The 24,211-nt window shown below is 65.1% G+C and carries 21 protein-coding genes, 1 tRNA gene and 2 pseudogenes; 14 read left to right on the top strand and 10 right to left on the bottom strand.

Translation table 11 applies throughout. The features are described 5' to 3' along the window. Nucleotides 1-244: 244 nt before the first annotated feature. Entirely contained in the window at nt 245-1,201 is a 957-nt protein-coding gene (locus OUZ49_RS20105) for a class I SAM-dependent methyltransferase (RefSeq protein ID WP_266152402.1), read from the top strand. Nucleotides 1,202-1,216: 15 nt separating this feature from the next. Here OUZ49_RS20105 and OUZ49_RS20100 read toward each other — a convergent pair whose 3' ends face one another. The 3 genes and pseudogenes from OUZ49_RS20100 to OUZ49_RS20095 all read right to left on the bottom strand — a co-directional run bounded on the left by OUZ49_RS20100 (nt 1,217) and on the right by OUZ49_RS20095 (nt 2,943). Further along, complete coding sequence (locus OUZ49_RS20100; RefSeq protein WP_266152401.1) at nt 1,217-2,326, bottom strand: helix-turn-helix transcriptional regulator; 1,110 nt, start codon at nt 2,324-2,326, stop codon at nt 1,217-1,219. A 308-nt stretch (nt 2,327-2,634) separates the two neighbouring features. Further along, nucleotides 2,635-2,781, bottom strand: a pseudogene (locus OUZ49_RS20995) (DUF6538 domain-containing protein); the annotation flags it as partial. Between the two features lie 85 nt (nt 2,782-2,866). Further along, nucleotides 2,867-2,943: transfer RNA gene (locus tag OUZ49_RS20095), tRNA-Met, on the bottom strand. A 186-nt stretch (nt 2,944-3,129) separates the two neighbouring features. Here OUZ49_RS20095 and OUZ49_RS20090 point away from each other — a divergent pair. The 8 genes from OUZ49_RS20090 to OUZ49_RS20055 all read left to right on the top strand — a co-directional run bounded on the left by OUZ49_RS20090 (nt 3,130) and on the right by OUZ49_RS20055 (nt 8,523). After that, nucleotides 3,130-3,687, top strand: coding sequence for an RNA pyrophosphohydrolase (locus OUZ49_RS20090; protein WP_266152400.1), 558 nt, complete (start codon nt 3,130-3,132; stop codon nt 3,685-3,687). Nucleotides 3,688-3,762: 75 nt separating this feature from the next. After that, nucleotides 3,763-3,963, top strand: coding sequence for a (2Fe-2S)-binding protein (locus OUZ49_RS20085; protein WP_266152399.1), 201 nt, complete (start codon nt 3,763-3,765; stop codon nt 3,961-3,963). Between the two features lie 394 nt (nt 3,964-4,357). Then, complete coding sequence (bfr, locus tag OUZ49_RS20080) at nt 4,358-4,828, top strand: bacterioferritin (RefSeq protein ID WP_266152398.1); 471 nt, start codon at nt 4,358-4,360, stop codon at nt 4,826-4,828. A 118-nt stretch (nt 4,829-4,946) separates the two neighbouring features. Continuing rightward, the gene (locus OUZ49_RS20075) at nt 4,947-5,699 is read left to right on the top strand and encodes a DUF6776 family protein (RefSeq protein ID WP_266152397.1); all 753 of its coding nucleotides are present in this window, start codon (nt 4,947-4,949) and stop codon (nt 5,697-5,699) included. Beyond that, nucleotides 5,686-6,108 (top strand): bactofilin family protein, encoded by a 423-nt coding sequence (locus OUZ49_RS20070; protein WP_266152396.1) that lies wholly within the window; start codon nt 5,686-5,688, stop codon nt 6,106-6,108. Before OUZ49_RS20075 ends, OUZ49_RS20070 begins: the two co-directional genes overlap by 14 nt. Nucleotides 6,109-6,154: 46 nt before the next feature. Continuing rightward, nucleotides 6,155-6,532, top strand: a complete 378-nt coding sequence (erpA, locus tag OUZ49_RS20065; RefSeq protein WP_266152395.1) for an iron-sulfur cluster insertion protein ErpA — start codon at nt 6,155-6,157, stop codon at nt 6,530-6,532. 13 nt (nt 6,533-6,545) lie between these two features. After that, nucleotides 6,546-7,517, top strand: coding sequence for an NAD(+) diphosphatase (gene nudC, locus OUZ49_RS20060; protein WP_266152394.1), 972 nt, complete (start codon nt 6,546-6,548; stop codon nt 7,515-7,517). Nucleotides 7,518-7,653: 136 nt separating this feature from the next. Beyond that, complete coding sequence (locus OUZ49_RS20055) at nt 7,654-8,523, top strand: cobalamin biosynthesis protein (protein WP_266152393.1); 870 nt, start codon at nt 7,654-7,656, stop codon at nt 8,521-8,523. A 278-nt stretch (nt 8,524-8,801) separates the two neighbouring features. Here the strand turns inward: OUZ49_RS20055 and OUZ49_RS20050 are convergent, their stop codons facing one another. Continuing rightward, entirely contained in the window at nt 8,802-10,676 is a 1,875-nt protein-coding gene (locus tag OUZ49_RS20050; RefSeq protein WP_266152392.1) for an MFS transporter, read from the bottom strand. Nucleotides 10,677-10,762: 86 nt separating this feature from the next. Between OUZ49_RS20050 and OUZ49_RS20045 the strand changes: the two genes are divergently transcribed. Then, nucleotides 10,763-11,089 carry a VOC family protein gene (locus tag OUZ49_RS20045; protein ID WP_266152391.1) on the top strand — a complete coding sequence of 109 codons (327 nt, stop codon included), beginning with the start codon at nt 10,763-10,765 and terminating at the stop codon, nt 11,087-11,089. Between the two features lie 120 nt (nt 11,090-11,209). Here the strand turns inward: OUZ49_RS20045 and purD are convergent, their stop codons facing one another. The 6 genes from purD to OUZ49_RS20015 all read right to left on the bottom strand — a co-directional run bounded on the left by purD (nt 11,210) and on the right by OUZ49_RS20015 (nt 19,814). After that, entirely contained in the window at nt 11,210-12,493 is a 1,284-nt protein-coding gene (purD, locus tag OUZ49_RS20040; RefSeq protein ID WP_266152389.1) for a phosphoribosylamine--glycine ligase, read from the bottom strand. Nucleotides 12,494-12,642: 149 nt separating this feature from the next. After that, nucleotides 12,643-14,022: an AMP-binding protein gene (locus OUZ49_RS20035; protein ID WP_323134952.1), complete on the bottom strand. Its 1,380-nt coding sequence runs from the start codon at nt 14,020-14,022 to the stop codon at nt 12,643-12,645. A gap of 191 nt (nt 14,023-14,213) precedes the next feature. Further along, the gene (gene tsaC, locus OUZ49_RS20030) at nt 14,214-14,786 is read right to left on the bottom strand and encodes an L-threonylcarbamoyladenylate synthase type 1 TsaC (RefSeq protein WP_266152388.1); all 573 of its coding nucleotides are present in this window, start codon (nt 14,784-14,786) and stop codon (nt 14,214-14,216) included. After that, on the bottom strand, nt 14,787-17,333 hold the full coding sequence (locus OUZ49_RS20025; protein ID WP_266152387.1) for a DNA topoisomerase I: 2,547 nt from the start codon (nt 17,331-17,333) through the stop codon (nt 14,787-14,789). Between the two features lie 127 nt (nt 17,334-17,460). Further along, nucleotides 17,461-18,594: a DNA-processing protein DprA gene (gene dprA, locus OUZ49_RS20020; protein ID WP_266152386.1), complete on the bottom strand. Its 1,134-nt coding sequence runs from the start codon at nt 18,592-18,594 to the stop codon at nt 17,461-17,463. 92 nt (nt 18,595-18,686) lie between these two features. After that, nucleotides 18,687-19,814, bottom strand: coding sequence for a LysM peptidoglycan-binding domain-containing protein (locus OUZ49_RS20015; RefSeq protein WP_266152385.1), 1,128 nt, complete (start codon nt 19,812-19,814; stop codon nt 18,687-18,689). 189 nt (nt 19,815-20,003) lie between these two features. Here OUZ49_RS20015 and def point away from each other — a divergent pair, with 189 nt between their 5' ends. The 4 genes and pseudogenes from def to OUZ49_RS20990 form a co-directional block, all read left to right on the top strand. Further along, nucleotides 20,004-20,513: a peptide deformylase gene (gene def / locus OUZ49_RS20010; protein ID WP_266152384.1), complete on the top strand. Its 510-nt coding sequence runs from the start codon at nt 20,004-20,006 to the stop codon at nt 20,511-20,513. Further along, nucleotides 20,510-21,454 (top strand): methionyl-tRNA formyltransferase, encoded by a 945-nt coding sequence (gene fmt, locus OUZ49_RS20005; RefSeq protein ID WP_266152383.1) that lies wholly within the window; start codon nt 20,510-20,512, stop codon nt 21,452-21,454. The genes def and fmt overlap by 4 nt, the downstream gene beginning before the upstream one ends. Further along, entirely contained in the window at nt 21,451-22,749 is a 1,299-nt protein-coding gene (gene rsmB / locus OUZ49_RS20000; protein WP_266152382.1) for a 16S rRNA (cytosine(967)-C(5))-methyltransferase RsmB, read from the top strand. The genes fmt and rsmB overlap by 4 nt, the downstream gene beginning before the upstream one ends. A 69-nt stretch (nt 22,750-22,818) precedes the next feature. Next, a pseudogene (locus tag OUZ49_RS20990) lies at nt 22,819-23,484 on the top strand (ArnT family glycosyltransferase); the annotation flags it as partial. Between the last annotated feature and the right edge of the window lie 727 nt (nt 23,485-24,211).

Here is a 24,211-nt window from a genome sequence, read left to right as displayed (position 1 = left end):
CATCTGCAACAGCAGAAGGCGCTCAGGACGGGTCAAGTCAATTCGCGCGTCGATGCCAGGATAGGTCCCTTCACGGTGGTGCGATCTATCGGGCGACCACCTCGCCGGCTCCAATTTTCCCTGACACCGATTCGAGCGCCCCGCCGTGCCGTAACGCGCCGCTGAAATCCTCATCCGTTTTGATGATGAATGACCGCGATCTACTGCCTACATTGGTCGCCAACTCACCATCGGGGAAACCAACATGTCTGCGTCCATCCTCGACACCTACGCGACCAACGTACTCAACGCGGCCAACCAGGATAGTCCGACCTTTGCGACGGAGATGACGCGTTTGGTTCGGGCGCTCCGCGACTATTTTCTCGAACTAGGGCCCGTTCGATTCAGGGAAATTGCCGACGCTTTGATGAACCATCCCGTGAAGGCCTTGATGCATTCCGACCCCTTCGTATGGCGTACCTACAGCAAGCCGCGCGGCTACGCGGGCGACGCGGTAATGCTGGACTACATCTACGGTCCGCAGTTCGCGAACCCCTCGTTCACCAGCGCTGCGGCGCAACGTCTCTATCTCTTCAGCACGAACTCGCAGGCCTGCCAAGCGGTGCGGTATCGCCGCGAACAACTGTCCATCGCCATCGATCGCGCGGCGGTGGCGGTCGAATGCCCGCGCATCCTGGCGCTAGCGTGCGGCCACCTTCGTGAACTCAGCTCTTGCCACGCCATCGCGATGAAACGCCCAGTGCAGATCGTCGCCATCGATCAGGACAAGTTGAGCCTCGACCAGATTGAGCGGGACTACGGCGCCTACAACATCGAGCTCATTCCCGCGGGCGTGCGGGACATCCTCAAGGGGAATATCAAGCTCAATGACTTCGACCTGGTCTACGCGGCCGGCTTGTTCGACTACCTACCCACCGAAGTGGCCAAGCCCCTCATCAACGTGCTGTTCGAAAGTCTGAATCCGGGTGGGCACTTGCTCTATGCGAACTTTATGCCGGAGGTCGAAGATTGCGGATACATGGAATCGTTCATGGACTGGCATCTGATCTTCCGGAGCAAGTTCGAAACGCTGGACCTCGCCCATGGGATCGACCGAAATGACGTGAAGGAGTCGAAGCTATGGACGGACCCGCTCCATTGCATGGCGTTTGTCGATCTCACCAAGTCGACATGCTATCCAGTCGACTTCGAAGATGGTTAGGCCACGTATGCGGCCCTACGCCCGATGGGTGAGTAGTGCCCGCATCAGTTCCGGTTGCCGCCGAACTCCGGTTTTCGCGTAGAGCGCGCGGACCTGAGTTCGAACGGTATTGATGGAAACCCCCAGGGTGTCGGCGGCTTCGTCCAGGGAGGACCCATTCGCGAGTTGCTGGGCTAGTACCGCTTCTGCGCGCGTGAGCCCCCAGAGACGCTGCCAAGCCGCGCGGCGATCGGGCGCGATGCGGGCCTGTGTTGGGGTGAAGAACAGCATGACGCCCGCACCAGACTCGCCCCATTGGATTTCGGCCACTCGGTCCACCGGGCAGGCCTTGAGGGTCGCGATCCAGAGGCCTCGTTGATCTTGGACACGCATTAACAGTGGTTGGGGATTGGCGCCAGCCATGCATACGTAACTGCGCAAGCTGCTGGACTGCGCTCTCGTGGGCAAGCATAAGCGTCCATCAGGACACCTCGTGTAGAGGGCCTGCGCTGCAAATCGCTCAGCGGAGGTATTGGCGAATCGGATCACTCCGCGGCGGTCCAAGATGACCACGCCATCGTCCAGGCGATCCAGAGCAGCACGGAAAGTCATCGACAAGGTCTCCAGCCATCCCAATCGTTGCTGCAGCAGATAGGCCGCACGTGCATGCGGCAGCACGGAGCGCGCCAGTTCGCGCTCGGACGCCTTGAAGTAGCCGCCTTCACTTGGACGATTGATCGACAACACCGTCATGCTGTCGGGGCCTTCGTGCCGAAGGACCATGGCTAGGCCGTGGCGTATGCCCATAGGCTTGAAAACCTCGCTATAGAACCGCGAGTCGTAGAGGGCCGCATCTGGGAGGAGACCCTGATCGTCCGCCATACCTGTGTTGAGCAACAGGTCACCGCCATGGATGTACCAGGGGTGCTCATGGGAGATAGCCTTGAATCGTTGCGCCAAATGCTCATCAACTCCGATGGAGGTTTCAATGAGTCCTTGCTGGTGCATGACATCGTGCGAGTGGAATGCAACTGCGTGTGAGCGAAACGCGCTTCCCATGGCGGACAGAAAAGGCCGCCAATCGGAGCCCACCTGTGGCATGGCATAGAGCTGCTCGAGAAGCCCGTCGAGAACTGGTCGCGGCATAGGTCACACCCCCACCCCCGCCGGACAGGCTCGCTCTGGCGGCGGCAGTCGGCAATACGCCGTAGGGCAGAGGGACGAACAATGGGTGTGGGATGACCCGACAAGTAATGGCGCCGTTCGGACTCGGTGTAACACCTCGGCGCTTTCGGGAGCAGGAGTTCCCTATTGCCCCTCGTCACCTTGGAAACAAGGAGGCAGAACGTCGCCGCATCAGATGGCACGACAGAAAACCGGAGGTGCCACCTAGTTAACCGATCGAGTGTCATCCTCGTCACCGACGTGATGATCGTTATTACTGTGCCCAGTTCCGTCTCCCACACACCGAGACGGCGTAGGGCGGCGCGCCCGTCGCCCGTGCGTAAGTTCCGCGTGACCTCAACCCCGCCCAGCAGGCACTGAAGATCGACCGGGACGATGACTCGGGAGGTGTACGTGGTGCCGCGTCGCTGTAGCACTTTCTGTAGCAGTCCCTGTAGCGCGGGCGCTTGGGATGCTCGGAAACGCTGGCGGGGCTTGGCCTGTAAGGCTTTCCGCGCAAAATGGTGGCTATGGGTGGACTCGAACCACCGACCCCAGCATTATGAGTGCTGTGCTCTAACCGGCTGAGCTACATAGCCTTGGGTGCCGCCCGGCGCTGTCGTCGACGTGACGTCGACCAGGCAGGGCCCGGCAGTCTAATGGCCCCTGTCTTTCGGTTCAAGTGTTTCGCTTGCCGCCACTTCCTGCGCTGTGGTTGAATCAGCCCCAGCTAAGGTGTTCTGGACGCGCGTATTTTAGTCGCGCCAGCAGCCTCAGGAGGCGACATGATCGACGTTGATGGCTACCGTCCGAATGTGGGCATCGTGCTGCTTAATGCAGACGGCCGACTGTTCTGGGCTCGCCGCGTCAATCGTGATGGCTGGCAGTTCCCCCAGGGCGGCATGCGCAGCGACGAGACGCCGCTGGAAGCGATGTACCGCGAACTGGAAGAGGAAACCGGGCTCGCGCCGCACCATGTGGAGGTGATTGGCGCCACCCGCGGCTGGCTGCGTTACCGCCTGCCCAGCCGGTATGTGCGGCACCACCAGCGCCCGACCTGCATTGGCCAGAAACAGGTGTGGTTCCTGCTGCGTCTCGTGGGCGAAGAGAATGCCTTGCGCCTGGACGCCTGCGAGAAGCCCGAGTTTGACCTGTGGCGCTGGGTGGATTTCTGGTACCCGGCCTCGCATGTCGTCAATTTCAAGCGCCAGGTGTACGAACGGGCGCTGCGCCAGTTCGCGCCGCTGGTGGAGTCCCTGCTCAGCGTCCAGGTGGGCGAGTTGCCCCAGCGTGGCGAGCACGATTCCAACGATCGCCCACGCAAGGGCTGGGCCGCTGCCTGAACCAAAGGCGAAGGCCGCCTGGGCTCGCTAGGCGATGAGTTGACAATCATTCGCATTTGCGTTCCCATATGCGTCATGTATATCTGCATGTGCAACGCCGTTACCGACCATGACATCCGCCGCGCCGCGGCCGATGGCGTGCAAAGTTTTGCTGAGCTGCAGTCGCGCACGGGGTGTTCTGACTGCTGCGGCTGCTGTGAGCAGGAGGCGCGGGCTACGCTGGATCAGGCCGTGGCCCAGGTGGCGTTTACGTTGCCGGTGCTTTCGGTGGCCTGAGTCGGCCTTCGACCTGGCAATACCCTGCAACGCGCGGCCTCGGCTGCGCGTTTTGCTATGCGAGGTTTGTAATGAATCGTCGTCACAGCGAGGCTGGGATTCAGTGTCTTTGCAAGGCACTGAAGGCGCTGGATGACTCGCTTCGCTCGCCCCTACGGGGCCGCCCTTCGGGCGTTCTGCGCGCTTCGCGCTTGTCCAGCCTTCGCTGGAATGACGGGCAAAAAGCCACTGAAGGCGCTGGATCCCCGCGTTCGCGGGGATGACGAGCAAAAAAGGCGTTCGGGCCGTCGCTAGTCCCTCGTCCCTAAGTGGGGCAATCCATAGCAATTCTCGTTTCGTCGGCCCCTACCGGAACGCCGTATAGTCGCCTGCTGGAACCGCAAGGAGACTTCTCATGAAGGGCGACGCCAAGGTCATCGAGTTCCTCAACAAGGTGCTCTACAACGAGCTGACCGCCATCAACCAGTACTTCCTGCATTACCGCATGTACAAGGACTGGGGTTACGGCGAACTGGCCGAGCATGAGTACAAGGAATCGATCGAGGAAATGAAGCATGCCGATCATCTGATCGAGCGCATTCTTTTCCTGGATGGCCTGCCGAATCTCCAACACCTCGGCAAGCTGCGTATCGGTGAGAATCCGCTGGAATGCCTGAAGGGCGACCTCGAGCTGGAAATGGCCGCCGTGCGGGATCTGCGCGAAGCCATTGCCTACAGCGAAGGCATTGCGGACTACATCAGCCGCGACTTGTTCAAGGACATCCTGCACGACGAGGAAGAGCATATCGACTGGCTGGAAACCCAGTTCAGCCTGGTCAAGGACATCAGCGCCGAGCGGTATTTGCAGAGCAAGATGGATAGCTGACCGCCTACGGCAGGCGTCGCCTGAATGGCTCGCCTGCCCGCTCTGGAAGCGTGTCCCCGTTCCTTGACGCTCTTGCCACGGCACGGCTATACCTTGGTTTTTCCTGGGAAGGCCGTGCATGGCTTCACGCCCACCACCGCGCTTCGTGGTTCGCCCGCATGACGCGGCCGGGCAGCGTCGGCGTGTGCTGTGGCTGGGGGCGGCCTGGCTGCTGAGCCTGCTGCTGGTGGCGGTGATCGTTGGTACCGCCGTGCGCCGCACGACGCCGGCGGCCAAGGAGCAACGCCAGCTCAAGGCGCTGACCAAGGAAAACGACGATCTCAAGCAGCAGGTCGCCAACCTGCAGCGCGCTGGCCAGGTGGGCGATATCGCCACCAAATCGCTGCGCCAGACCCTGGCGGAGCGGGAAGAGGAGATCAGCGGCTTGCGTGCCGACCTGGGCTTCTACTCGCGCCTCACCGGTGGTGACGCGCAGCGCGAAGGGCTCAAGGTGCAGGAAGTGCGGCTGCAGCCGGTGGCCAACTCGCACGCCTGGAACATCACCATCAGCCTCACCCAAAACGCCAAGCGCGGCGAAGACGTGACCGGCACCGCCACCATCAGCGTCGAAGGCCTGCAAGGCGACAAGGTGGTCCGGCTCGACTGGCCCGCGCTTGGCGACAGCGCCCAAAGCGCCGGCATGCCGTTCCGTTTCAAGTACTTCCAGCAGTTGCACGGCACCATCGTGCTGCCCGCCAATTTCCGCCCCACGCGCCTGCTGATCCAGGGTCAGCCGGCGGGTGACGAGGCCGTCAGCCGGACCGTGACATGGAGCGATGCGCTGTCTGGCCACCTCACCCCGACCCAAGGAGAACAGGATGCTCAACCGTAAGCGCGCCGACCGATCGCCCAGCAGCCACGACACCAGCCTGATTGCACGCGGCACGGTGATCCGCGGCGACGTCCGCTTCAGCGGTGCGCTGCACCTGGATGGCCGCATCGAGGGCACGGTGCTGGCCGACGAGGCCAATGCCGTGTTCACGCTGAGCGAGAACGGGGTGGTGCAGGGCGAGATCCGCGTGCCGCACGCCATCATCAATGGCGAGGTGCTGGGCGACATCCATGCCGGCGAGCGGCTGGAACTGGCACCCCAGGCCCGCATCACCGGCGACGTGAACTACCAGACGCTGGAAATGGCCGCCGGGGCCCAGGTCAACGGCCGCATGAGCCATCACGGCGTCGAGATGACCCGCGAGCTTCCTGCACCGCAGCTGGCTGGCGTGGAGATGGTGCCGGCCTGATCGCGCTATGCTTGCGCCTTAGCCGCTGTGCCCCCATTAGAACCCCATGGATACCGTCATCCCCTTCCCCACTGTCCCGGACTACCGCAGCGCCGGTGCGCCGCTGGTCTTCACTGAGGCCGCTGCCCGCAAGGTGCACGAGCTGATCGTCGAAGAGGGCAACCCGGAACTGAAGTTGCGCGTGTACATCACGGGAGGTGGCTGCTCGGGGTTCCAGTACGGTTTCACGTTCGATGAGACTCAGGCTGAGGACGATTTCGCGCTCGACCGGGAAGGCGTCACCTTGCTGGTCGATCCGTTGTCGCTGCAATACCTCACCGGCGCCGAGATCGACTACTCGGAAAGCCTCAGCGGTTCGCAGTTCGTCATCCGCAACCCCAACGCCAAGACCACCTGCGGCTGCGGTTCATCCTTTTCTGCCTGAGCATCGCCCCGGCATGGAACGCACCACCTTGCCGCGACTCAACACCTTCGCGGGACTCAGCCTGATCCTGGACCGGGTCGCCGAGCGGCGCGACGAGTCGCTGTGGGTGAGCGAGCAGGCCAGCTCGGAGCATGCCCGCTACCTGCTGCTGGATGCGCTGGGCCAGACCTATCTGCTGCCCGATCAGGAGGCGCTGCGCTGGCTCGACAGTGGCGAGCGCGAACAGCTGCTGGGCGAGCTCAAGGCGACGTTTCTCGGCTTTGCCGGGGAGCGGCCGCATTTCCTCCTGGCCATGGACGACGCCGAACGGGCGGGTGAGTTGGAGAGCACGTTGGGTGCACGCCGCGCCGGCTTGCGTGACGTCGGCCTGCAACTGGCCGCCGATGAGGCCGGCTTGTTCGCGTATGCCAAGGGCCTGGCGCATTGGCAGCGTGAAACGCGCTACTGCGCGCACTGCGGCGCGCCGGTAATCCTGGTGGCCTCCGGCCATCGCGCCCAGTGCACCAATGCCGCTTGCGGGCGGGTGCATTTCCCGCGCACCGACGCGGCCGTGATTGTCATCGTGGAACACGAAGGCGCCTGCCTGCTGGGCCGTCAGGCCGGCTGGCCGAAGGGCCGTTATTCGACGCTGGCCGGTTTTGTCGAACCCGGCGAAGCACTGGAAGACGCCGTGCGCCGCGAAGTGGCCGAGGAATCGGGCGTCATCGTGGGCGAGGTGCACTATCACTCCTCGCAGCCGTGGCCGCTGCCGCAATCGTTGATGGTGGGTTTCACTGCAACCGCGGTGTCACGCACCATTCGCCTGCGTGATCACGAACTGGAAGAGGCGCGCTGGTTTACGCCCCAGGACATCGTCGACGGCCTTGCCGACGGCAGCTTCCTGCCCTCGTTGCGCTTGTCGGTGTCCTACCACTTGCTGGCGCATTGGCTGCAGCAGCGCGCCGGGCTCGACCTCGACGCACTGATCGCGCAAACCAAGCGCTGATCCGATCGTGACCGCGCCTGCGCGCGCGGTCGATACGCACCGCGTCTTAGTTGTCGCCAAGCTGTCATGGCGCCTGGGCGGCGACATTCGCGGACCTTGCCCTACAATGCCGCCACTCATTCGGAGCGCTGCATCCATGGCTGTCAGCCTGCTTACCGCCCTCATCGCACTCGGTCTTCTGCATGTGATGCCACAGCTGGCGCATTGGCGCGGCGATGGCGGCTTCCGCCGCTGGGTGGCGCAGCTGGGGGATACCGGTGGGCCGGCGCGCGTGGCGGTAACCCTGGGTGTACCGGTGGTGCTTTGCCTGCTGGCGATCTGGCTGATCAGCCTGCTGCCGGGCGCCGACCTGCTGCGCCTGATCTTTTCGCTGGTGGTGTTGCTGTATTGCTTTGGACCGCATGCGTTCGAGGCGGACCTGGAAGCCATCCTCAAGGCCGCCGACCAACCGTCGCGCGAGGCTGCCGCACAGGCGCTGTCGGACGACGGTGAAGCGGTGGCCTGGAACGCTATTGCCCTGGGCGAGGCGACCGCCTATGCGGCGCTACGTCGTCGCTTCGGCGTGCTGTTGTGGTTTTTCCTGCTGGGCCCCGCGGGTGCGCTGCTGTATCGCCTGGCGCAGACCTTGGGCCGCGACCAGAGCCTGCGCGTGGATCCGCAGGCACGCGCCTCCGCGCACGCCTTCGCCAATATCGCGGACTGGCTGCCGGCGCAGCTGATGGTGTTTACGCTGGCCTTGGTGGGTCATTGGGATGCGGTGATTGGCGCGTGGAAGCGTTGGCACCAGCAACAGTCGCCGAATAGCTGGTATGTGGAAGGCCCTGGCTTTCTGGGTGCGGCGGCGCGCGCGGATGTGCAGGTCGATATTGAAGCGGGTGATGGGTATGCGGAGGAACGCTGCGATCCGATCGCCGAGCTGATTCGGCTGCGTGGTGCGTTGCTACGGGCGTTGTTGGCTTGGCTTAGTGTGGTGGCGGTGATTGTTCTGGCCGGCTGGATGAGCTGAGCCAGACGGCGATCAAGCCACGTAGCGCCTGGTCAAATTCTCTGCGAGAGCTCGATGTTCGCGACTCTCTTCCTGAGCCGTCATCCCCGCGAAGGCGGGGATCCAGCGCCTTTGGCTTTTGCTTCAACGTGACATAAGAACAAAAGTCACTGGATCCCCGCCTTCGCGGGGATGACGGTGAGGTAAGTGGGATGGGACTTGGGACACGGGGTGGCGACTCGGGACTAAGCAACGCCTTGGGATAACCCGACTCAGATCCAGGGTTTTTGAACGGGCTCTTAAGCGAAGTCCCCGCGCAGTTCACGCACACGCGCTTCCAGTGCCTCGGTACGTGCCTCCGCGGGTGCCAGCGGTGCACCTGCTACCAGCTCCACGCGTGCGCGAAAGCGTCGCGGCAGACGCGCACGATGCAGCATCGAATCGCGGCGGCTCCACACGCTGCCCCATAGGCCACGCAGTGCCAGCGGCACCACCGGCACGGGACGACGCTCGAGAATGCGCGCGACGCCTTGTCGGAAAGGCGCGATGTCGCCGTCACGCGTCAGGCCACCCTCGGGAAAGATGCACACCAACTCACCGTCCGCGAGCGCCGCATCCACGTCGTCATAAGCCCGCTGCAACACCTCGGGGTCTTCCTTGTGTCCCGCGATGGGAATCGCCTTGGCGGTGTGGAATACAAACTTCAGCACCGGGATGTTGAAGATCTTGTAGTACATGACGAAGCGCGCGGGCCGTCGCAGGTTGGCCATCAGCAGCAACGGGTCCATGAAGCTGACGTGGTTGCACACGAGCAGCGCCGGACCTTCTTCCGGAATCTGTTCCAGCCCATCCACGCGCACGCGATACAAGATGTTCACCAGCACCCAGGTGATGAAGCGCATCAGGAATTCGGGCACGAGGGTGAAGATGTAGGCAGCCACCGCCACGTTGAGCACCGCGGCGGCGAGGAAGATCTGCACCGCAGTGAAACCCAGCATGCCCAGCGCCAGGCCGAAGCCGGCAGCCAGGCAGATCAGCAAGGCGTTGAGAATATTGTTGCCGGCAATCACGCGCGACAAGCGATCACGCGGCGTGCGCGCCTGCACGAAGGCAAAGAGCGGCACCACGTAGAAGCCGGCGAAAACGCCGATCATGGTGAGATCGAAGGCGATGCGCCAACTGCCCGTGCTACGCAGAAAGGCTAACCAATCCAGTCCATGCACAGTCGCAACACCGGGATGCGCCGCATACAGATCGATACCGAAGGCAGTCAGGCCGAACGCACCCAGCGGCACCAGGCCCACTTCCACGCGTCGTCCCGACATGCGCTCGCATAACAACGCGCCCACGCCTGTGCCGATGGAAAACAAGGTCAGCACCAAGGTGTTTACGGAGCCGTCGCCACCCAGGTTCACGCGCGTGTAACCGGGCAACTGCGCCACCAGCACGGTGCCGAAGAACCAGAACCAGGAAATGCCCAGCACCGCGTTGAAGACCCGGCGGTCCTCACGCGTAATGCCGAGAACGCGCGAGGTTTCGGTGAACGGATTCCAGTTGAAGACGAGGTCGGGCGCGGTGGCCGGCGCGGCCGGGATGCGCCGGCTGGCGAGATAACCCAGTACCGCGATCAGGATCGTCGCGCTCGAGGCGAGGATCGGCCCGTAGCCGGCAATCAGCATCAGCGAGTTGCCGACGATCATGCCGATCAGCATGGCCATCTGCGTGCCCATCTCGACCAGGCCGTTGCCACCGACCAGCTCTTCGGGCTTTAGCGCCTGGGGCAGGATGGCGTATTTGATCGGTCCGAACGTGGTGGAGTGCAGTCCCATCAGGAACAGCACGATCAGCAGCAGGGTGGTGTGATGGGTGTAGAAGCCGACTGCCGCCAGCAGCATCGCGCCTATTTCGAACAGCTTTACGAAGCGGATGATGCGCGTCTTCTCGTATTTCTCCGCCAGCTGCCCCGCCGTGGCGGAGAACAGGAAGAACGGGATGATGAACAACGCCGGCGCCAGGTTCGTGTACAGCGACACCGTTTTGTCATCCAGCCCCATCTGGAACGCCACCAGCATGATCAGGGCATTGCGGAAGGCATTGTCGTTGAATGCACCCAGCGCCTGCGTCCAGAAGAAAGGAGCAAAGCGACGGCTTCCAAGCAGGTTGAACTGGCTCATGCGGGGCTCGGGCGTTGAGTCGCCGCCAAGCCTACCAGCGTAGAGTGAACGCCGTCGCTCAACGCGCCGCCACCAGGGTCATCGCCATGGCTGACACTTTTCGATCCACCCGCGAAGTCATCCTCCGCACCGAGGCCTGGGACCAGGCCACGGCGTTCTACGGTTCCGTGCTTGGCTTGTCGGTGAGTTACCGGAGCGACCAGTTGGTCGGCTTCGAAACCGGTTCGTTTTGCCTGTATGTCGAACGCGGCGCAGCGCACGGGCCGGTCTTCGAGTTTCTTGTCGACGACGTGGGCGCGGCGAAAGCACGGCTGGTCGCGGCGGGTTGCACGGTGGTGGAAGAGGATGCGTCCGTGCCCCGTTGTTATATCCGTGACCCTTACGGCTTCGTCTTCAATCTGCACGGGCAGTGAAGTCGCTGGTGGAGCTGGGGTGCGGGACGGCCTAGCGCCGCGGTCGCGCACTGGGTGCGCTCCTACATAAAGAAGAAGGCCCCGCGTTAGCGGGGCCTTCTTTGTCTGGGTGAGCCGACATCAGCCGCGGTGGAGGGCGCGGTGGGCGATGTCGCGGCGGCAGAAGGCGCCGTCGTAATGGATCTTGGCGACGGCAGCGTAGGCGTGTGCGCGGGCGCCGGCGATGTCCTTGCCGAGGGCGCACACGGTGAGTACGCGGCCACCGGCGGTCACCACCTGACCTTGCGCATCGAGCTGGGTGCCGGCGTGGAATACCTTCACATCGGCGCCGAAGTCGTTGTCGAGACCGGTGATGACGTCACCGTTGTGCACCTTGCCAGGGTAGCCACCGGCGGCCATCACGACGCCGATGGAGGGGCGGGCGTCCCAGTGCACGGCGGTGTGATGTAGCTCGCCGTCCAGCGCGGCCTCGATCAGGTCGACGAGGTCGGACTTGAGGCGCAGCATGATCGGCTGCGTTTCCGGGTCGCCAAAGCGCACGTTGAATTCGATGACCTTGGGTGCGCCGCTCTTGTCGATCATCAGGCCGGCGTAGAGGAAGCCGATGAACGGCGCGCCTTCCATCGCCATGCCGCGCAAGGTTGGCTCGATCACTTCCTTGAGGATGCGGCGCTCGACCTCGGGCGTCACCACCGGTGCGGGCGAATAGGCGCCCATGCCGCCGGTGTTCGGGCCCATGTCGCCTTCGTCGCGGCGCTTGTGGTCCTGGCTGCTGGCCATCGGCAGCGCATGCTGGCCATCGCTCATCACGATGTAGCTGGCTTCCTCGCCGTCGAGGAATTCCTCGATGACGACGCGGGCCGAGGCATCGCCAAACGCGTGCGCACCGAGCATGTCGTGCAGCGCCTGCTCGGCATCGGCCTGCGTGAGAGCTACCACCACGCCCTTGCCGGCGGCGAGGCCATCGGCCTTGATCACGATGGGCGCGCCATGCTGGCGCACATAGGCCAAGGCAGGATTGAGTTCGGTAAACACCGCGTAGTGCGCGGTGGGAATGTTGTGGCGGTGCAGGAAGTCCTTGGCAAAGGCCTTGGAACCCTCTAGCTGCGCGGCAATCGCGCGCGGACCGAAGCAGCGCAGACCAGCCGCGCGGAACTTGTCGACGACGCCGGCGACCAGGGGCACTTCAGGGCCCACTACGGTGAGGGCAATCTTTTCCGCCTTGGCCAGCTTGAGCAGCCCTTCCAGATCGGTGACGGCGACGTCCGCATTGCGCACGCCTTTCTCACGCGCCGTGCCGGCATTGCCCGGAGCGACAATCACCTCGCTGACGCGGACCGACTGCTTGAGCTTCCACGCCAGCGCGTGTTCGCGCCCGCCGCTGCCGATGACCAGGACTTTCATGCTTGCTCCACGACCGAAAGATGCGCCGAGGCCGGCGCAGCTCGCCATTGTAGAGGCTGGGGCCGCTTTGCGCAGCGCAGCACGAGTCGTGGGTTCAGCTTGGCTCAGCGCTCAACGGCCTTGATGCCCCCTTGTAGGAGCAGGGGGACTCAGGCCGGCTCGTGCCCCATCAGCGCCAGCAGCTGGTGACGCGGCAGCTTGCCGGTTTCGTTGCGGGGCAGGGCATGGACCAGGATCAGCGGACGCGGCAGGAACACCGGATCGACCGCCCGACGCAGCGCCTCGATGATGCTGTGTTCGTCCAGATCCGGCGCCACGGCCAGGGCGGCGATGCGATGGATGCCCAGCGTATCGCTGCCGTCCAGCTGGAATACGACGCCGTCCTGCACGCCGGGAATCGCCAGCAGGCGATGCGTGAGATCACCCAGCGAGGCGCGCTTGCCGGCAATTTCCAGCATGTCGGCATGGCGACCGCACAGGCGGAAACGACGGCCGCCGTCGTGCAAGGTGACGATGTCGGCCAGCGTCATCGGTTGCACCAGCCGGGGCGCGCGCACCTGGGTGCCGTCGGGCTGCGGATGCAGATGCACGTCGTCGTACAGGTTCCACAACTCGCCCGCAGTGACCCGGCGGCTGGCGAAGGCACAGGTTTCGGTCGAACCGAAGATTTCCAGCACGGGCGCGCCAAAACGCGTCTCGGCCATCCGCGCCAGTTCCAGCGACATCGGCGCGGTGGCGGACAACATCGCGGCCAGGGGCGGCAACGACACGCCCGATTCGATCAGCGCACGCAGATGCACGGGCGTGGTGACCAGGACGCGTGGCGCGGGTACCTCGGCCAGCGCGGTGGCCACGTCCGCCGGAAAGAACGGGCGCCCTGCATGCACCGCCACGTCGCCCAGCAAGGGCAGCAGCACCGACATCTCGATGCCGTACATATGCTGCGGCGGCACGGTGGCGACCACGTTGAAACCCGTGCCGACCTCGGCCTGCAGCATGCGCTGATTGCCGCCGTTGCTGGCCACGAAGTCGCCCCAGGTCTTGAGGGTGCCCTTGGGTACGCCGGTGGAACCGGAGGTGTAGCCGATGGCGACGACTTGCTCGGCGGGAATCGTCGGAATCGCGAAGAGCCCGTCGGCCATGGGTTCGGCGGACAGCGCCGGCAGCTGGCGGTAATGCGGCGGCGGTGTGTCCAGCGCCAGCTCGCCCACGGCGTAACAACCTGGGTGGGCTGCCATGACCTCTTCCACCGCCTGGAACGCGCGCGAGGAGGGCAGCAGGTTGGCCTGGCCACGCACAGCGATGGCGCAGAAGGCGACCAGGAACGCGTAACGGTCCTCGCAAAGATTCACCGCGGTGGCGGCCGGCGGCAGCAGGGCGGCGACTTCCTGCACGTGGGCCAGAAAGGCTTCGGCACTGACCGGCTGGCCCTGGCGCCATGCCACCGTGCGTTGTGGATGCTCAGCCGCAAGCAAGGGCAGCCCAAGGGCCGCCTGTTCCTGCCTATAGATTTCGTAAACGATGGCCAAGTCTTACTCCACAACGGCAATCTGCCCGGCGACGGACCGGATGGCGCCGGTCCGGGCTGCGGACAGTCAAAATCGAGAGCCCACGAGGTTCCCCATCCTCAGGGTGACCACTGAATCCGGACCTACCGGCGACTCGTGGCGTGTAGAGATCGTTCATCTGCCGGCGCAAACCGGTCGGCGGCCGACCTCGTTCAGGTGCGGATGATAGCGCCGGAAAGGGCGTCTCGGATGACGGTGGGACGCTCCTGGCCGCCCAGCGGGGCATCGAGCACCCCATCCAGCGCCTGGCCAAAGTACGTCTCCACCATGGCGGCCGAGCGCGCCGCCGGTTCGCCATGCGGATTGGCGCTAGTCGAGACCAGGGCGCCGCCGAACGCGCGGCACAGGGCCGCGGCGGGCTCATGTGCGGTTACCCGCAGAGCGATACCGGCATGGGCGCCGGCCACCCAGGCCGGCACGGCCGGCGAACGCGGGAAGATCCACGTAAACGGCCCGGGCCAGCTTCCCCGTACCTGGGCCAGCACCGTCGCTGGCACGGCGGCCAGATCGATATAACGCTCGACCTGGCCGAAATCGGCCGCAATCAACAGGACACCCTGGGTCGGCGGGCGCTGTTTGAGCGCGAACAGACGCTCGAACGCCCCCTGGTCATGTGGATCGCAACCCAGGCCGTAAACCGCTTCGGTGGGATAGGCCAGCACGCCGCCCTGGCGCAACAGGGCGCCGGCAGCGTCGAGCTCAGCCAAGGTGAAGCGTGCCGGCACTTAAGCGCCGGCCCGGCTGACCGCCGTCTTCTTGCTGGCAGCCTTCTTGGTCGCCGTCTTCTTGGTGGCGGTCTTCTTGGCAGCCGTTTTCTTGCTCGCGGCCTTCTTGGCTGCTGGCTTGGTCGCGGCTTTCTTGGTGGTGGCCTTCTTCGCCACGACCTTCTTAGCTACCGCCTTCTTTTCTGCCGGAGCCTTCTTGGCCGCAGCCTTCTTGGCGGCCGTCTTCTTGAAGGCGCCGCCGCGCCCCTTCTTCACCGGTGCCGCCGCGAGCAACTCGAGGCACTGCGCCTCGGTCAGCGCCTTGGGCTCCTGGTCCTTGGGGATGCGGGCGTTCTTCTCGCCATCGGTGATGTACGGGCCGTAGCGGCCGTTGAGCACCTGCACGCCGTTGCCGAAGTCCGTGATGATGCGGTTGGCGAGCATCTCGAGCTTTTCCTGCACGATCTGCAGGGCGCGCGGCAACTCGATGGTGTACGGATCATCCTCGGCCTTGAGCGAGGCATAGGTGCTGCCCTGCTTCACGAACGGACCGAAGCGACCCACGCCCACGCTGACCTCGTCACCGTTCTCGGTCTGGCCCAGGTTGCGCGGCAGCTTGAACAACTCCAGCGCTTCCGCCAGGGCGATGGTGTGCATGCTCTGGCCCGGGCGCAGCGAGGCAAACTGCAGCTTCTCGTCCTGGTCCTTGTCGCCGATCTGCGCATATGCGCCATAGCGACCGAGGCGCACCGACACCGGCTTGCCGGTCTTCGGATCGGTGCCCAGCTCACGCGCACCGGTGGCTTCGCTGCGATCGACCGACTCAGTCTTCTCGTCCACTTGTTGCTTGAACGGCAGCCAGAAGCGCTCCATCAGGGGCACCCAGGCTTCTTCGCCACGGCTTACCGCATCGAGCTCGTCTTCCAGCTTGGCGGTGAAGTCGTAGTCCACGTAACGGGTGAAATGCGCGGTGAGGAACTTGCTCACTGCACGGCCCACGTCGGTCGGCTTGAAGCGCCGGCTGTCGAGCAGCACGTATTCGCGGTTGAGCAGCACCTGGATGATGCTGGCATAGGTCGACGGGCGGCCGATGCCGTGCTCTTCCAGCGCCTTCACCAGGCTGGCTTCGGAGTAGCGCGGCGGCGGCTCGGTGAAATGCTGGTCGGCCTGGATATCGTGCAGGGCCACCTGCTCGCCCACAGCCAGCTTGGGCAGGCGACGGCCTTCGTCGTCGTCATCGGCAGTCTTCTGGTCGCGACCTTCTTCGTAGACGGCCAGGAAGCCCGGGTCGACCACGGTGGTACCGGTGGAGCGGAACGAGGCGTCGCCGCCGGCCACATGCGGCAGGGCGAACTCCACCGACACGGTGTTGAGCGTGGCATGGATCATCTGGCAGGCGACGGTGCGCTTCCAGATCAGTTCGTACAGTTTGCGCTGCTCCTCGTTGAGGAAGGCCGATACGTCGCGCGGCGTCAGCATGGCCGAGGTCGGACGGATCGCCTCATGCGCTTCCTGGGCGTTCTTGGACTTGGCCTTGTAGGTCTGCGGATGATCCGGCAGCGCCTTGGCGCCGAAGTCGCGCGCGATCAGCTGGCGCATCTCGGTCACGGCGTCCTCGGACAGCGCGACCGAGTCGGTACGCATATAGGTGATCAGGCCGACATTGCCTTCGCTGCCCAGGGACACGCCTTCGTACAGGCCCTGCGCGATTTTCATGGTGCGGCTGGTGGAAAAGCCCAGCTTGCGTGCCGCTTCCTGCTGCAGGGTGGAGGTGGTGAACGGCGGCGCCGGGCGACGCTTGCGCTCCTTACTGCCGACGTCGCTGACGGTGAGGCGGCCGTGGGCGGCCTCCTTCAGCGCCGCACGTGCGGCCATCGCATCGTGTTCGTTGGTGAGGTCGAACTGCTCGAACTTCTTGCCGTTCAACTTGGTGAGGCGGGCGCTGAAGTCGCCTTCGGGATGACGCAGCGCGGCCTCGACGGTCCAGTACTCGCGCGCCACGAACGCTTCGATCTCTTCCTCGCGCTCGGCGATCATGCGCAGGGCCGGGCTCTGCACGCGGCCGGCGGACAGGCCGCGCTGCACCTTGCGCCACAGTACCGGCGACAGGTTGAAGCCGACCAGGTAGTCGAGTGCGCGGCGCGCCTGCTGGGCGTCGACCATGTCGTGCGAGAGCTGGCGCGGCTGGGCCACGGCGGCCTTGATCGCCTTGGGCGTGATTTCGGAGAACACCACCCGGTGCAGGTGCTTGCCGGCGGTCAGCCCGCGCTCCTTCAGGATCTCGCTGATATGCCAGGAGATCGCCTCACCTTCGCGATCCAAGTCGGTCGCGAGATAGATGTCGTCGGCTTGCTTGGCGGCCTTGGCGATGGCATCGACGTGCTTCTCGTTACGCTCGATCACCTCGTAGGCCATGGCAAAGCCGTTGTCGGGATCGACCGCACCTTCCTTCGGCTTGAGGTCACGCACGTGACCGTAGGAGGCCAGGACGTGGAAGTCCTTGCCGAGGTATTTGTTGATCGTCTTCGCCTTGGCCGGCGACTCGACGATAAGCAGGTTTTTTGCCATGTAACTCGGTATCCGCCATCAATGGCCAGGCCCGTCCGGGGCTGGTCTCTATATCTAGTTAAAGGCATGGCGGCTCGACGACGTCAAGCTGGACCATGTGAAAACGCGGTGTAGAGCGGCTTCTGGCTCAGTCCGGCAACCGCTGGAAACGGTTGCCAGGCAAGGCTTCGACCCGACCGTCGAGCTCCAGCATCAGCAGCATCGACGACAACACGGAGACAGCCTCGCCGGTGGACGCCGCCAGCTCATCCAGCGCTATCGGCCCATGACCGAGGGCATTTAGCACCACCTGGCTGGCGGGATCTGCCGCCGTCGTCGAGCGACCTGTCTCAGCCGGCTCAAGATCGAGTCGGCTGGCCAGTTCACGGCCCAGCGCGATCGCTGCGGGCGCAAGCGCCTCCACGATCTCACTGACGCCCTCTACCAGCCGCGCACCATCGCGAATCAGCCGATGGCAGCCTTGGGCGAGCGGATTATGAATGGAACCGGGCAAGGCGAACACCTCGCGCCCCTGTTCGGCGGCCAGCCGGGCGGTGATCAGGGAGCCCGAGCTCAATCCGGCCTCGACCACCAGGGTGCCCAGCGACAGCCCGGAGAGCAGGCGATTGCGGCGGGGAAAGTGGTCGCTACGCGCCGGCGTCCCCGGCGGAAACTCGCTGACCAGGGCGCCGTGCTGGGCGATGCGCCTGGCCAGCCCACGGTGTTTGGACGGATAGACCCGATCCGGCCCGGTGCCGATCACCGCCACCGTGGGCAATTCGGCGTCCAGGGCGCCCAGATGGGCCGCGCCGTCGATGCCGTCGGCCATGCCGCTGGTGATGGTGAAGCCGGCCAGACCCAGTTCGCGGGCAAACGCGCGGGCATGGGTCCGGCCGCTCAGGGTGGCACTCCGCGCACCGACGATGGCGATCTGCGGATGCAGCAAGAGACTGGCGTCACCGGCCACGAACAAGGCCGCCGGTGGCTGTGGGATGGTTTCCAGCAAGGGCGGGAAGTCCGCGTCGAGGCAGCACAGCAGGCGGTGGCCGGGTTCGGCCAGCCAGGCCAGGTCAGCGGCCAGGCGTGCTTCGTCAGGCTGCATCAGCCAGGCGCGTGCTTCCGCGGAGAGGCTGGCGGCCTGCCGTAGCAGCGCATCCAGCACCGCCTCGATGTTCCCGCCATGCGCCGCCAGCCGCTCGCGCAGGCCGCCGGGACCCAGCCCGGGCGTACGCAGCAGCACCAGCCAGGCGCGCCTGGGGTGGAGGTCGTGGCTGTCTTCCATGCAAGGACTTTAGGCGGCGGCCCAAACAGAAACGGCGCGGTGATGACCGCGCCGTTCTGTCGTCTCTTGCCGCTGATTGCCTGGCGGCTGCTTTATTCCGGCAGTTCGAGCTTGTCGTGCCGATGGATCGGACGCAGGCCGTCCATGATCAGGCCGTAGCTCACGTGGTCGAAGGTGCGGAACACCATCACATGACCCACGAACTCCTGCGGCAGCGTCACCTGGGGGCTCGTTCCGCGCCTCCAGCTGTCGCCGGCCACGTCGTCGGCAATGGTCTCGCCCGGCTGGTAGACCGAATAGGTCTGGCCGTTGTCGACGCCGTCCTGTGCACCGATGTTCAGTGCCACCACCTGGCGCGGACCGACTGCGTCGTAGGCATCGGCGAACGCGATGACACGCGCATTGCCGGGCAGGGACTTCGGTGCATGCGGGTAGAAGTACGGGTCGTACGGCTTCTCGTCCACCGGTAGGAGGCGGTCACCCTTGCGGATTTCCATGGTCGAATCGAGCAACAGCAGGGTGGTCGGATCGCCGGTGCGCAGCACCTCGGCGGTGCCGATCACACTGACTTCCGTGCCGATATCGTCGCCGCTGCGGAAGTAGTCGTCGTGGCGTCCGTCTTCCAGCCATGGCGAGCTGACCATGGACACGTCGCTGTCGAGCGGCCGGGCCAACAAGTCGCTGCCGGTGTCGCGCGTCGCCCTGCTGTTGAAGTTACGGAAGGTGTGGGTCGGGCGGACGATGGCAAATCGCTGGCCCGGTTGGGCCTGCAGGTTGCGCACGTAGACATTGCGACCCACCGTGCCGCGCAGATCGGCTTCCTCGAAACCAACCACGTAGGGCAAGGCCTTCACTTCATCGCTGTTGAGCACGCGCATTTCCTTGAGGAACGTGCGCAGCTCAGACAATGGAATGGCGGGAACGGCATCGCCTTCAGCATGCACGCGGGGCTGCAAGCCCAGGCGCGGACCGTTGATGAAGGACAGATTGAGCACATCGCCCGGATAAATCAGGTGCGGGTTCTGTACCTGCGGATTGGCTTGCCAGATTTCCGGCCACAGCCACGGCTTGGACAGGAAACGTGCGGAAATCGCCCAGAGCGTGTCGCCCTTTTTCACCGTATAGGTATCGGGGTGATCGGCACGCAATTGCGCGCCCGCAGCATAAACAGCCACCGTGACCAGCATGCCGGCCAGCAGCCCAATGGACTTTCTGATCATAAACGGGAATCCCCCATCCCCCGACGCTCGGGCGAGTGTAACCGAACAGTTCAACCACGCAACTGGAGCCAGTTGGCAAAATGGCATGCCAGACACGAGCTTGGCGACGTACAATGAAGCCCATTCTAGATCGCGCCCGGGCTTGGTTTTTACCAATTCGCCCGCAATTTGCGCGCTGAGGTAAAAGCCATGTCCGTCTTGTCCATTCTCGAATTCCCCGATCCCCGCCTGCGCACGAAGGCCGCCACCGTGCGTGTTTTCGACGCCGAACTCAAGCAGTTCGTGGCCGACATGTTCGAGACCATGTACGCCGCCAATGGCGTGGGCCTGGCCGCCACCCAGGTCAATGTGCACCAGCGCGTGCTGGTCGCCGACATGAGCGACGAGCGCAACCAGCCACTGGCCTTGATTAACGCCGAGATCATCGAGAAGGACGGCGCCCAGGTCTATCAGGAAGGTTGCCTGTCGTTCCCCGGCATCTATGCCGACGTGACCCGCGCCCTCAAGGTGAAGGTGAAGGCGCAGGACGTGGACGGCAACGAGATCGTGGTCGAGGCCGAAGGTCCGCTGGCCGTATGCATCCAGCACGAGATGGACCATCTGGCCGGCAAGGTCTTCGTCGACTACCTCTCGCCCCTGAAGCGTTCGCTCCTGCTCAAGCGCATGGACAAGCAGCGCAAGCAGGCGGCCAGCGCTTGAGCGACCGCACGTTCCGTATTGTCTTTGCGGGTACTCCCGACTTCTCGGTTCCCTGCCTTGAGGCCTGCCGCAGCAGCGGCGCCGAGGTGGTGGCGGTCTATACGCAACCCGATCGTCCGGCCGGCCGCGGCCGCAAGCTGACGCCCAGCCCGGTCAAGCAGGCGGCGCTGGCGGCGGGCATACCGGTCGAACAACCGGAGTCGCTGAAGTCCGCCGACATCCAGGCCACGCTGGCCGCCTATGGGGCGGACCTGATGGTGGTGGTGGCCTATGGCCTGATCCTGCCGCGCAAGGTGCTGGCCATGCCGCGCCTGGGTTGCTGGAACGTGCATGCCAGCCTGCTGCCGCGTTGGCGCGGCGCGGCGCCGATCCAGCGCGCGATCCTGGCCGGCGATGCCGAGAGCGGGGTCGACCTGATGCAGATGGAGGCCGGTCTCGACACCGGCCCCGTGCTATTGGGACGGCGTACGCCGATCAGCCGCGAAGACACCGGCGGCACGCTGCACGATCGCCTGTCCGCCCTCGGCGCGGAGGTGCTCGCCGAGGGGCTGGCCCAGGTCATGGCTGGCGCCACCCTGCTGCCGCACCCGCAGCCGGAAGCGGGGGTCACCTACGCACACAAGCTCGACAAGGCCGAGGCGCGGCTGGATTTCGCCCGACCCGCAATGGAACTGGAGCGGCAGGTGCGCGCCTTTGATCCGTGGCCGGTCGCCGAGGGCGAGCTGGCCGGTGAAAGTCTGCGCATCTGGGCCGCACAAGCCATCGAGCGCGAGCATGCTGCCGCACCGGGCAGCGTGTTGAGCGCTGGGCGCGACGGCATCGAGATGGCCTGCGGCCAGGGTGCCCTGCGCATCACGGCGCTGCAGCGCGCTGGCGGCAAGCGCATCGGCGCCGTCGACTACCTCAACGCACGCCCCGAACTGCGACGCGCCCAGGCATGAGCCAGGACACCCGCGCCCTCGCCGCCCAGGCCCTTGCCGAGGTCGCCCTTCGCGGCGCCTCCCTGCGCGACGCCATGGAGCGCCACGCGCCGCGCCTTGCCGACTCGCGCGATCGCGCGCTGTTGATGGCCTTGCTGAGCGATGGTGCGCGCTGGTGGCTGCGTTTCGATGCAGCGATCGATCGCCTGCTCGAAAAACCGCTGCGCCAGAAGGAACCCGCCATCCACGCCTTGCTGGTGCTCGGCCTGGTGCAGCTGGAAGTGCTGGAACTGCCTGACTACGCGGCCGTCGCCGCCACGGTGCAGGCGACGCGCACCCTGCAACGCCCGCGCATGGCCGGGCTGGTCAACGCCGTGTTGCGGCGCTGGCAGCGGGAGCGCGTCGAACTGCTGGCCGCACTGGATGCGAAAGCGCAGACGCGCCATGCGCATCCGGCATGGCTCGCCAAGGCCATCACGCGCGACTGGCCGGACCAGGCCGATGCCGTGATGGCGGCCGATAACCTCGAGCCGTCCTTGATGTTGCGCGTCAATCGCCGGCGGGCCGAGCGCGACACGCTTATCCAACATCTGCATGCGGGCGGCTATGCGGCCGAGCCGCATGCCTGGCTGGCCGACGCCATCGTGTTGCCGCACAGCACCGATGTGACGCGCCTGCCCGGCTTTGCCGCGGGCGAATTTGCCGTGCAGGACGGCGCGGCCCAGATTGCCGCGGATCTCGCCGACGTTCGTGAGGGACAGCGCGTGCTCGATGCCTGCGCCGCGCCGGGCGGCAAGGCGTGTCACCTGCTGGAGCGGGCTGACCTTACGCTCACCGCGCTGGAGTTCGATCCGAAACGGGTGCCGCGCATCCAGCAGAATCTCGATCGTCTCGGCCTGCAGGCCAGCATCGTCAGCGGCGACGCCGGACAACCGTCGGACTGGTGGGATGGCCAACTGTTCGATCGCATCCTGATCGATGCGCCGTGCTCGGCCACCGGCGTGTTGCGCCGTCGCCCGGACGTGCGCCTGCATCGACGCGAAAGCGACATCGCCCCGCTGGTGGCGCAGCAGCGCCGCATCCTAACGGCGCTGTGGCCGCTGCTCGCGCCGGGCGGGCGACTTGTCTATGTCACCTGCTCGCTGCTACGCGCCGAAAACGAAGCCGTGGTGGGCGAATGGCTGGACACGCAGGCGGATGCCCGCGCCGTCGCGTTCTCCCTGCCCGTCGGCCAGGCCGCTGGCGTGGGCTGGCAGGTGTTGCCAGGCGATGGTGATCTGGACGGCATGTTCTATGCCGTGCTCGAGAAAACCTGACGCCGGATAATCAGGCGCTCGCACTCAAGCCTGCCCCTCGACGTGGCATGGCCGTACCGGAATCCATCCATGCCTGTTGCCACGCAAGCCACCACCGAGGAACGCCGCCGGTTCTGGCTGCTGATGCTGTTTGCCTTGGTGGTGATCGGCATGGGTATCGGCTTGCGCGATCCCTGGCCATCGGACGAACCCCGCTTCACCCTGGCCGCCAAGCAGATGGTGGAAAGCGGCGACTGGCTGTTCCCGCATCGCGGCAGCGAGCTTTATTCGGACAAGCCGCCGATGCTGATGTGGACGGAAGCGGCCAGCTACGTGCTGACCCGCAGCTGGCGCGTCGCCTTCCTGCTGCCGTCGCTGCTGGCGGCACTGGGCTCGCTGCTGCTGGTCTACGACCTGGGGCGGCGGCTGTGGGACAGACGGGTCGGGCTGTATGCCGCGGCGGCGCTGCTGCTTACCTTCCAGTTCGTCTACCAGACCAAGCGCGCGCAGATCGACCCGCTGGTGATGTTCTTCATCACTGCGGGGAACTGGGGCCTGCTGGTGCACATGCTGAAGGGGCCGCACTGGCGTGCTTACTGGTTTGGCTGCTTCTGTGCCGGCCTGGGGGTGATCACCAAGGGCGTCGGCATACTCTCGCTGCTGTTGCTGATCCCCTATGCCGTCGCCACACGCTGGCAATGGCATGGCGTGGCGCGCATGGGGCCGGGCGCCTGGTGGCGCTGGTCGCTGGGACTGCTCGCGCTGCTCGGGGCCATGGCGATCTGGCTCGTACCGATGCTGTTGGGTGCGCGGGCGCATGCCAGCGACCCTGCCTATGCCGCCTATGTAAACGACATCCTGTTTCACCAGACGGCCGGCCGCTATGGCAGGTCGTGGGACCACCATCATCCGGTGCTGTTCTATGTCCCCATCGTGCTGTTCAGCTGGTTGCCGCTGTCGCTGACCTATCCCGGCACCTTGCCGCGCTGGTGGCGGGCGCTGAAGGCCAGGGACGCACGCATCCTGCTGCCCTTGTGCTGGATCGTGCTGGTGCTGGTGTTCTTCTCGGTCCCAAAAGGCAAGCGCGATGTCTACATCATGCCGGCCGTGCCGATGCTGGCGTTGATCACCGCGCCGTTTCTCGACGAACTGCTGCAGAAGCGCTGGCTACGCGCCGCGGGGCTCCTGTTCATTGGCATCCTGGGACTGGCCATGCTGGCCGTCGGTGGCGCGGCCCTGGTCGCCCACCCGAAGTTCGCCAGCACCTTTGCCTCGGCGCGTGGCTTCGACGACGGTGGCCGCGCCCTGTGGTGGATGTTGGTGGTGATCGGCGCCGCGCAGTTGCTGTTGATCGCCAGCTTGCGCATGCGCCGCGCCGTGCTCGCGGTGGCCAGCGGCATGACGGTCATGTGGCTGGTATGGAGCTTGTGGGCATATCCGCTGCTCAACGATTCCAGCTCTGCCGCCGGCGTGATGCAGGAAG

The sequence above is a fragment of the Dyella halodurans genome (assembly GCF_026283925.1).
GTDB lineage: Bacteria > Pseudomonadota > Gammaproteobacteria > Xanthomonadales > Rhodanobacteraceae > Dyella > Dyella halodurans.
The sequence above is the reverse complement of the archived record's forward strand: the minus strand, read 5'-3'. Positions and strand labels throughout refer to the sequence as shown.

Coding starts and splice junctions, on each gene's coding strand:
- OUZ49_RS20045 (WP_266152391.1), top strand. CDS start 10,763: ATGGCTGACACTTTTCGATCCACCCGCGAAGTCATCCTCCGCACCGAG.
- nudC (WP_266152394.1), top strand. CDS start 6,546: ATGGAACGCACCACCTTGCCGCGACTCAACACCTTCGCGGGACTCAGC.
- OUZ49_RS20075 (WP_266152397.1), top strand. CDS start 4,947: ATGGCTTCACGCCCACCACCGCGCTTCGTGGTTCGCCCGCATGACGCG.
- OUZ49_RS20025 (WP_266152387.1), bottom strand. CDS start 17,333: ATGGCAAAAAACCTGCTTATCGTCGAGTCGCCGGCCAAGGCGAAGACG.
- erpA (WP_266152395.1), top strand. CDS start 6,155: ATGGATACCGTCATCCCCTTCCCCACTGTCCCGGACTACCGCAGCGCC.
- bfr (WP_266152398.1), top strand. CDS start 4,358: ATGAAGGGCGACGCCAAGGTCATCGAGTTCCTCAACAAGGTGCTCTAC.
- OUZ49_RS20050 (WP_266152392.1), bottom strand. CDS start 10,676: ATGAGCCAGTTCAACCTGCTTGGAAGCCGTCGCTTTGCTCCTTTCTTC.
- OUZ49_RS20085 (WP_266152399.1), top strand. CDS start 3,763: ATGTATATCTGCATGTGCAACGCCGTTACCGACCATGACATCCGCCGC.
- OUZ49_RS20105 (WP_266152402.1), top strand. CDS start 245: ATGTCTGCGTCCATCCTCGACACCTACGCGACCAACGTACTCAACGCG.
- OUZ49_RS20100 (WP_266152401.1), bottom strand. CDS start 2,326: ATGCCGCGACCAGTTCTCGACGGGCTTCTCGAGCAGCTCTATGCCATG.
- OUZ49_RS20015 (WP_266152385.1), bottom strand. CDS start 19,814: ATGATCAGAAAGTCCATTGGGCTGCTGGCCGGCATGCTGGTCACGGTG.
- OUZ49_RS20055 (WP_266152393.1), top strand. CDS start 7,654: ATGGCTGTCAGCCTGCTTACCGCCCTCATCGCACTCGGTCTTCTGCAT.
- OUZ49_RS20090 (WP_266152400.1), top strand. CDS start 3,130: ATGATCGACGTTGATGGCTACCGTCCGAATGTGGGCATCGTGCTGCTT.
- dprA (WP_266152386.1), bottom strand. CDS start 18,594: ATGGAAGACAGCCACGACCTCCACCCCAGGCGCGCCTGGCTGGTGCTG.
- rsmB (WP_266152382.1), top strand. CDS start 21,451: ATGAGCCAGGACACCCGCGCCCTCGCCGCCCAGGCCCTTGCCGAGGTC.
- purD (WP_266152389.1), bottom strand. CDS start 12,493: ATGAAAGTCCTGGTCATCGGCAGCGGCGGGCGCGAACACGCGCTGGCG.
- OUZ49_RS20070 (WP_266152396.1), top strand. CDS start 5,686: ATGCTCAACCGTAAGCGCGCCGACCGATCGCCCAGCAGCCACGACACC.
- def (WP_266152384.1), top strand. CDS start 20,004: ATGTCCGTCTTGTCCATTCTCGAATTCCCCGATCCCCGCCTGCGCACG.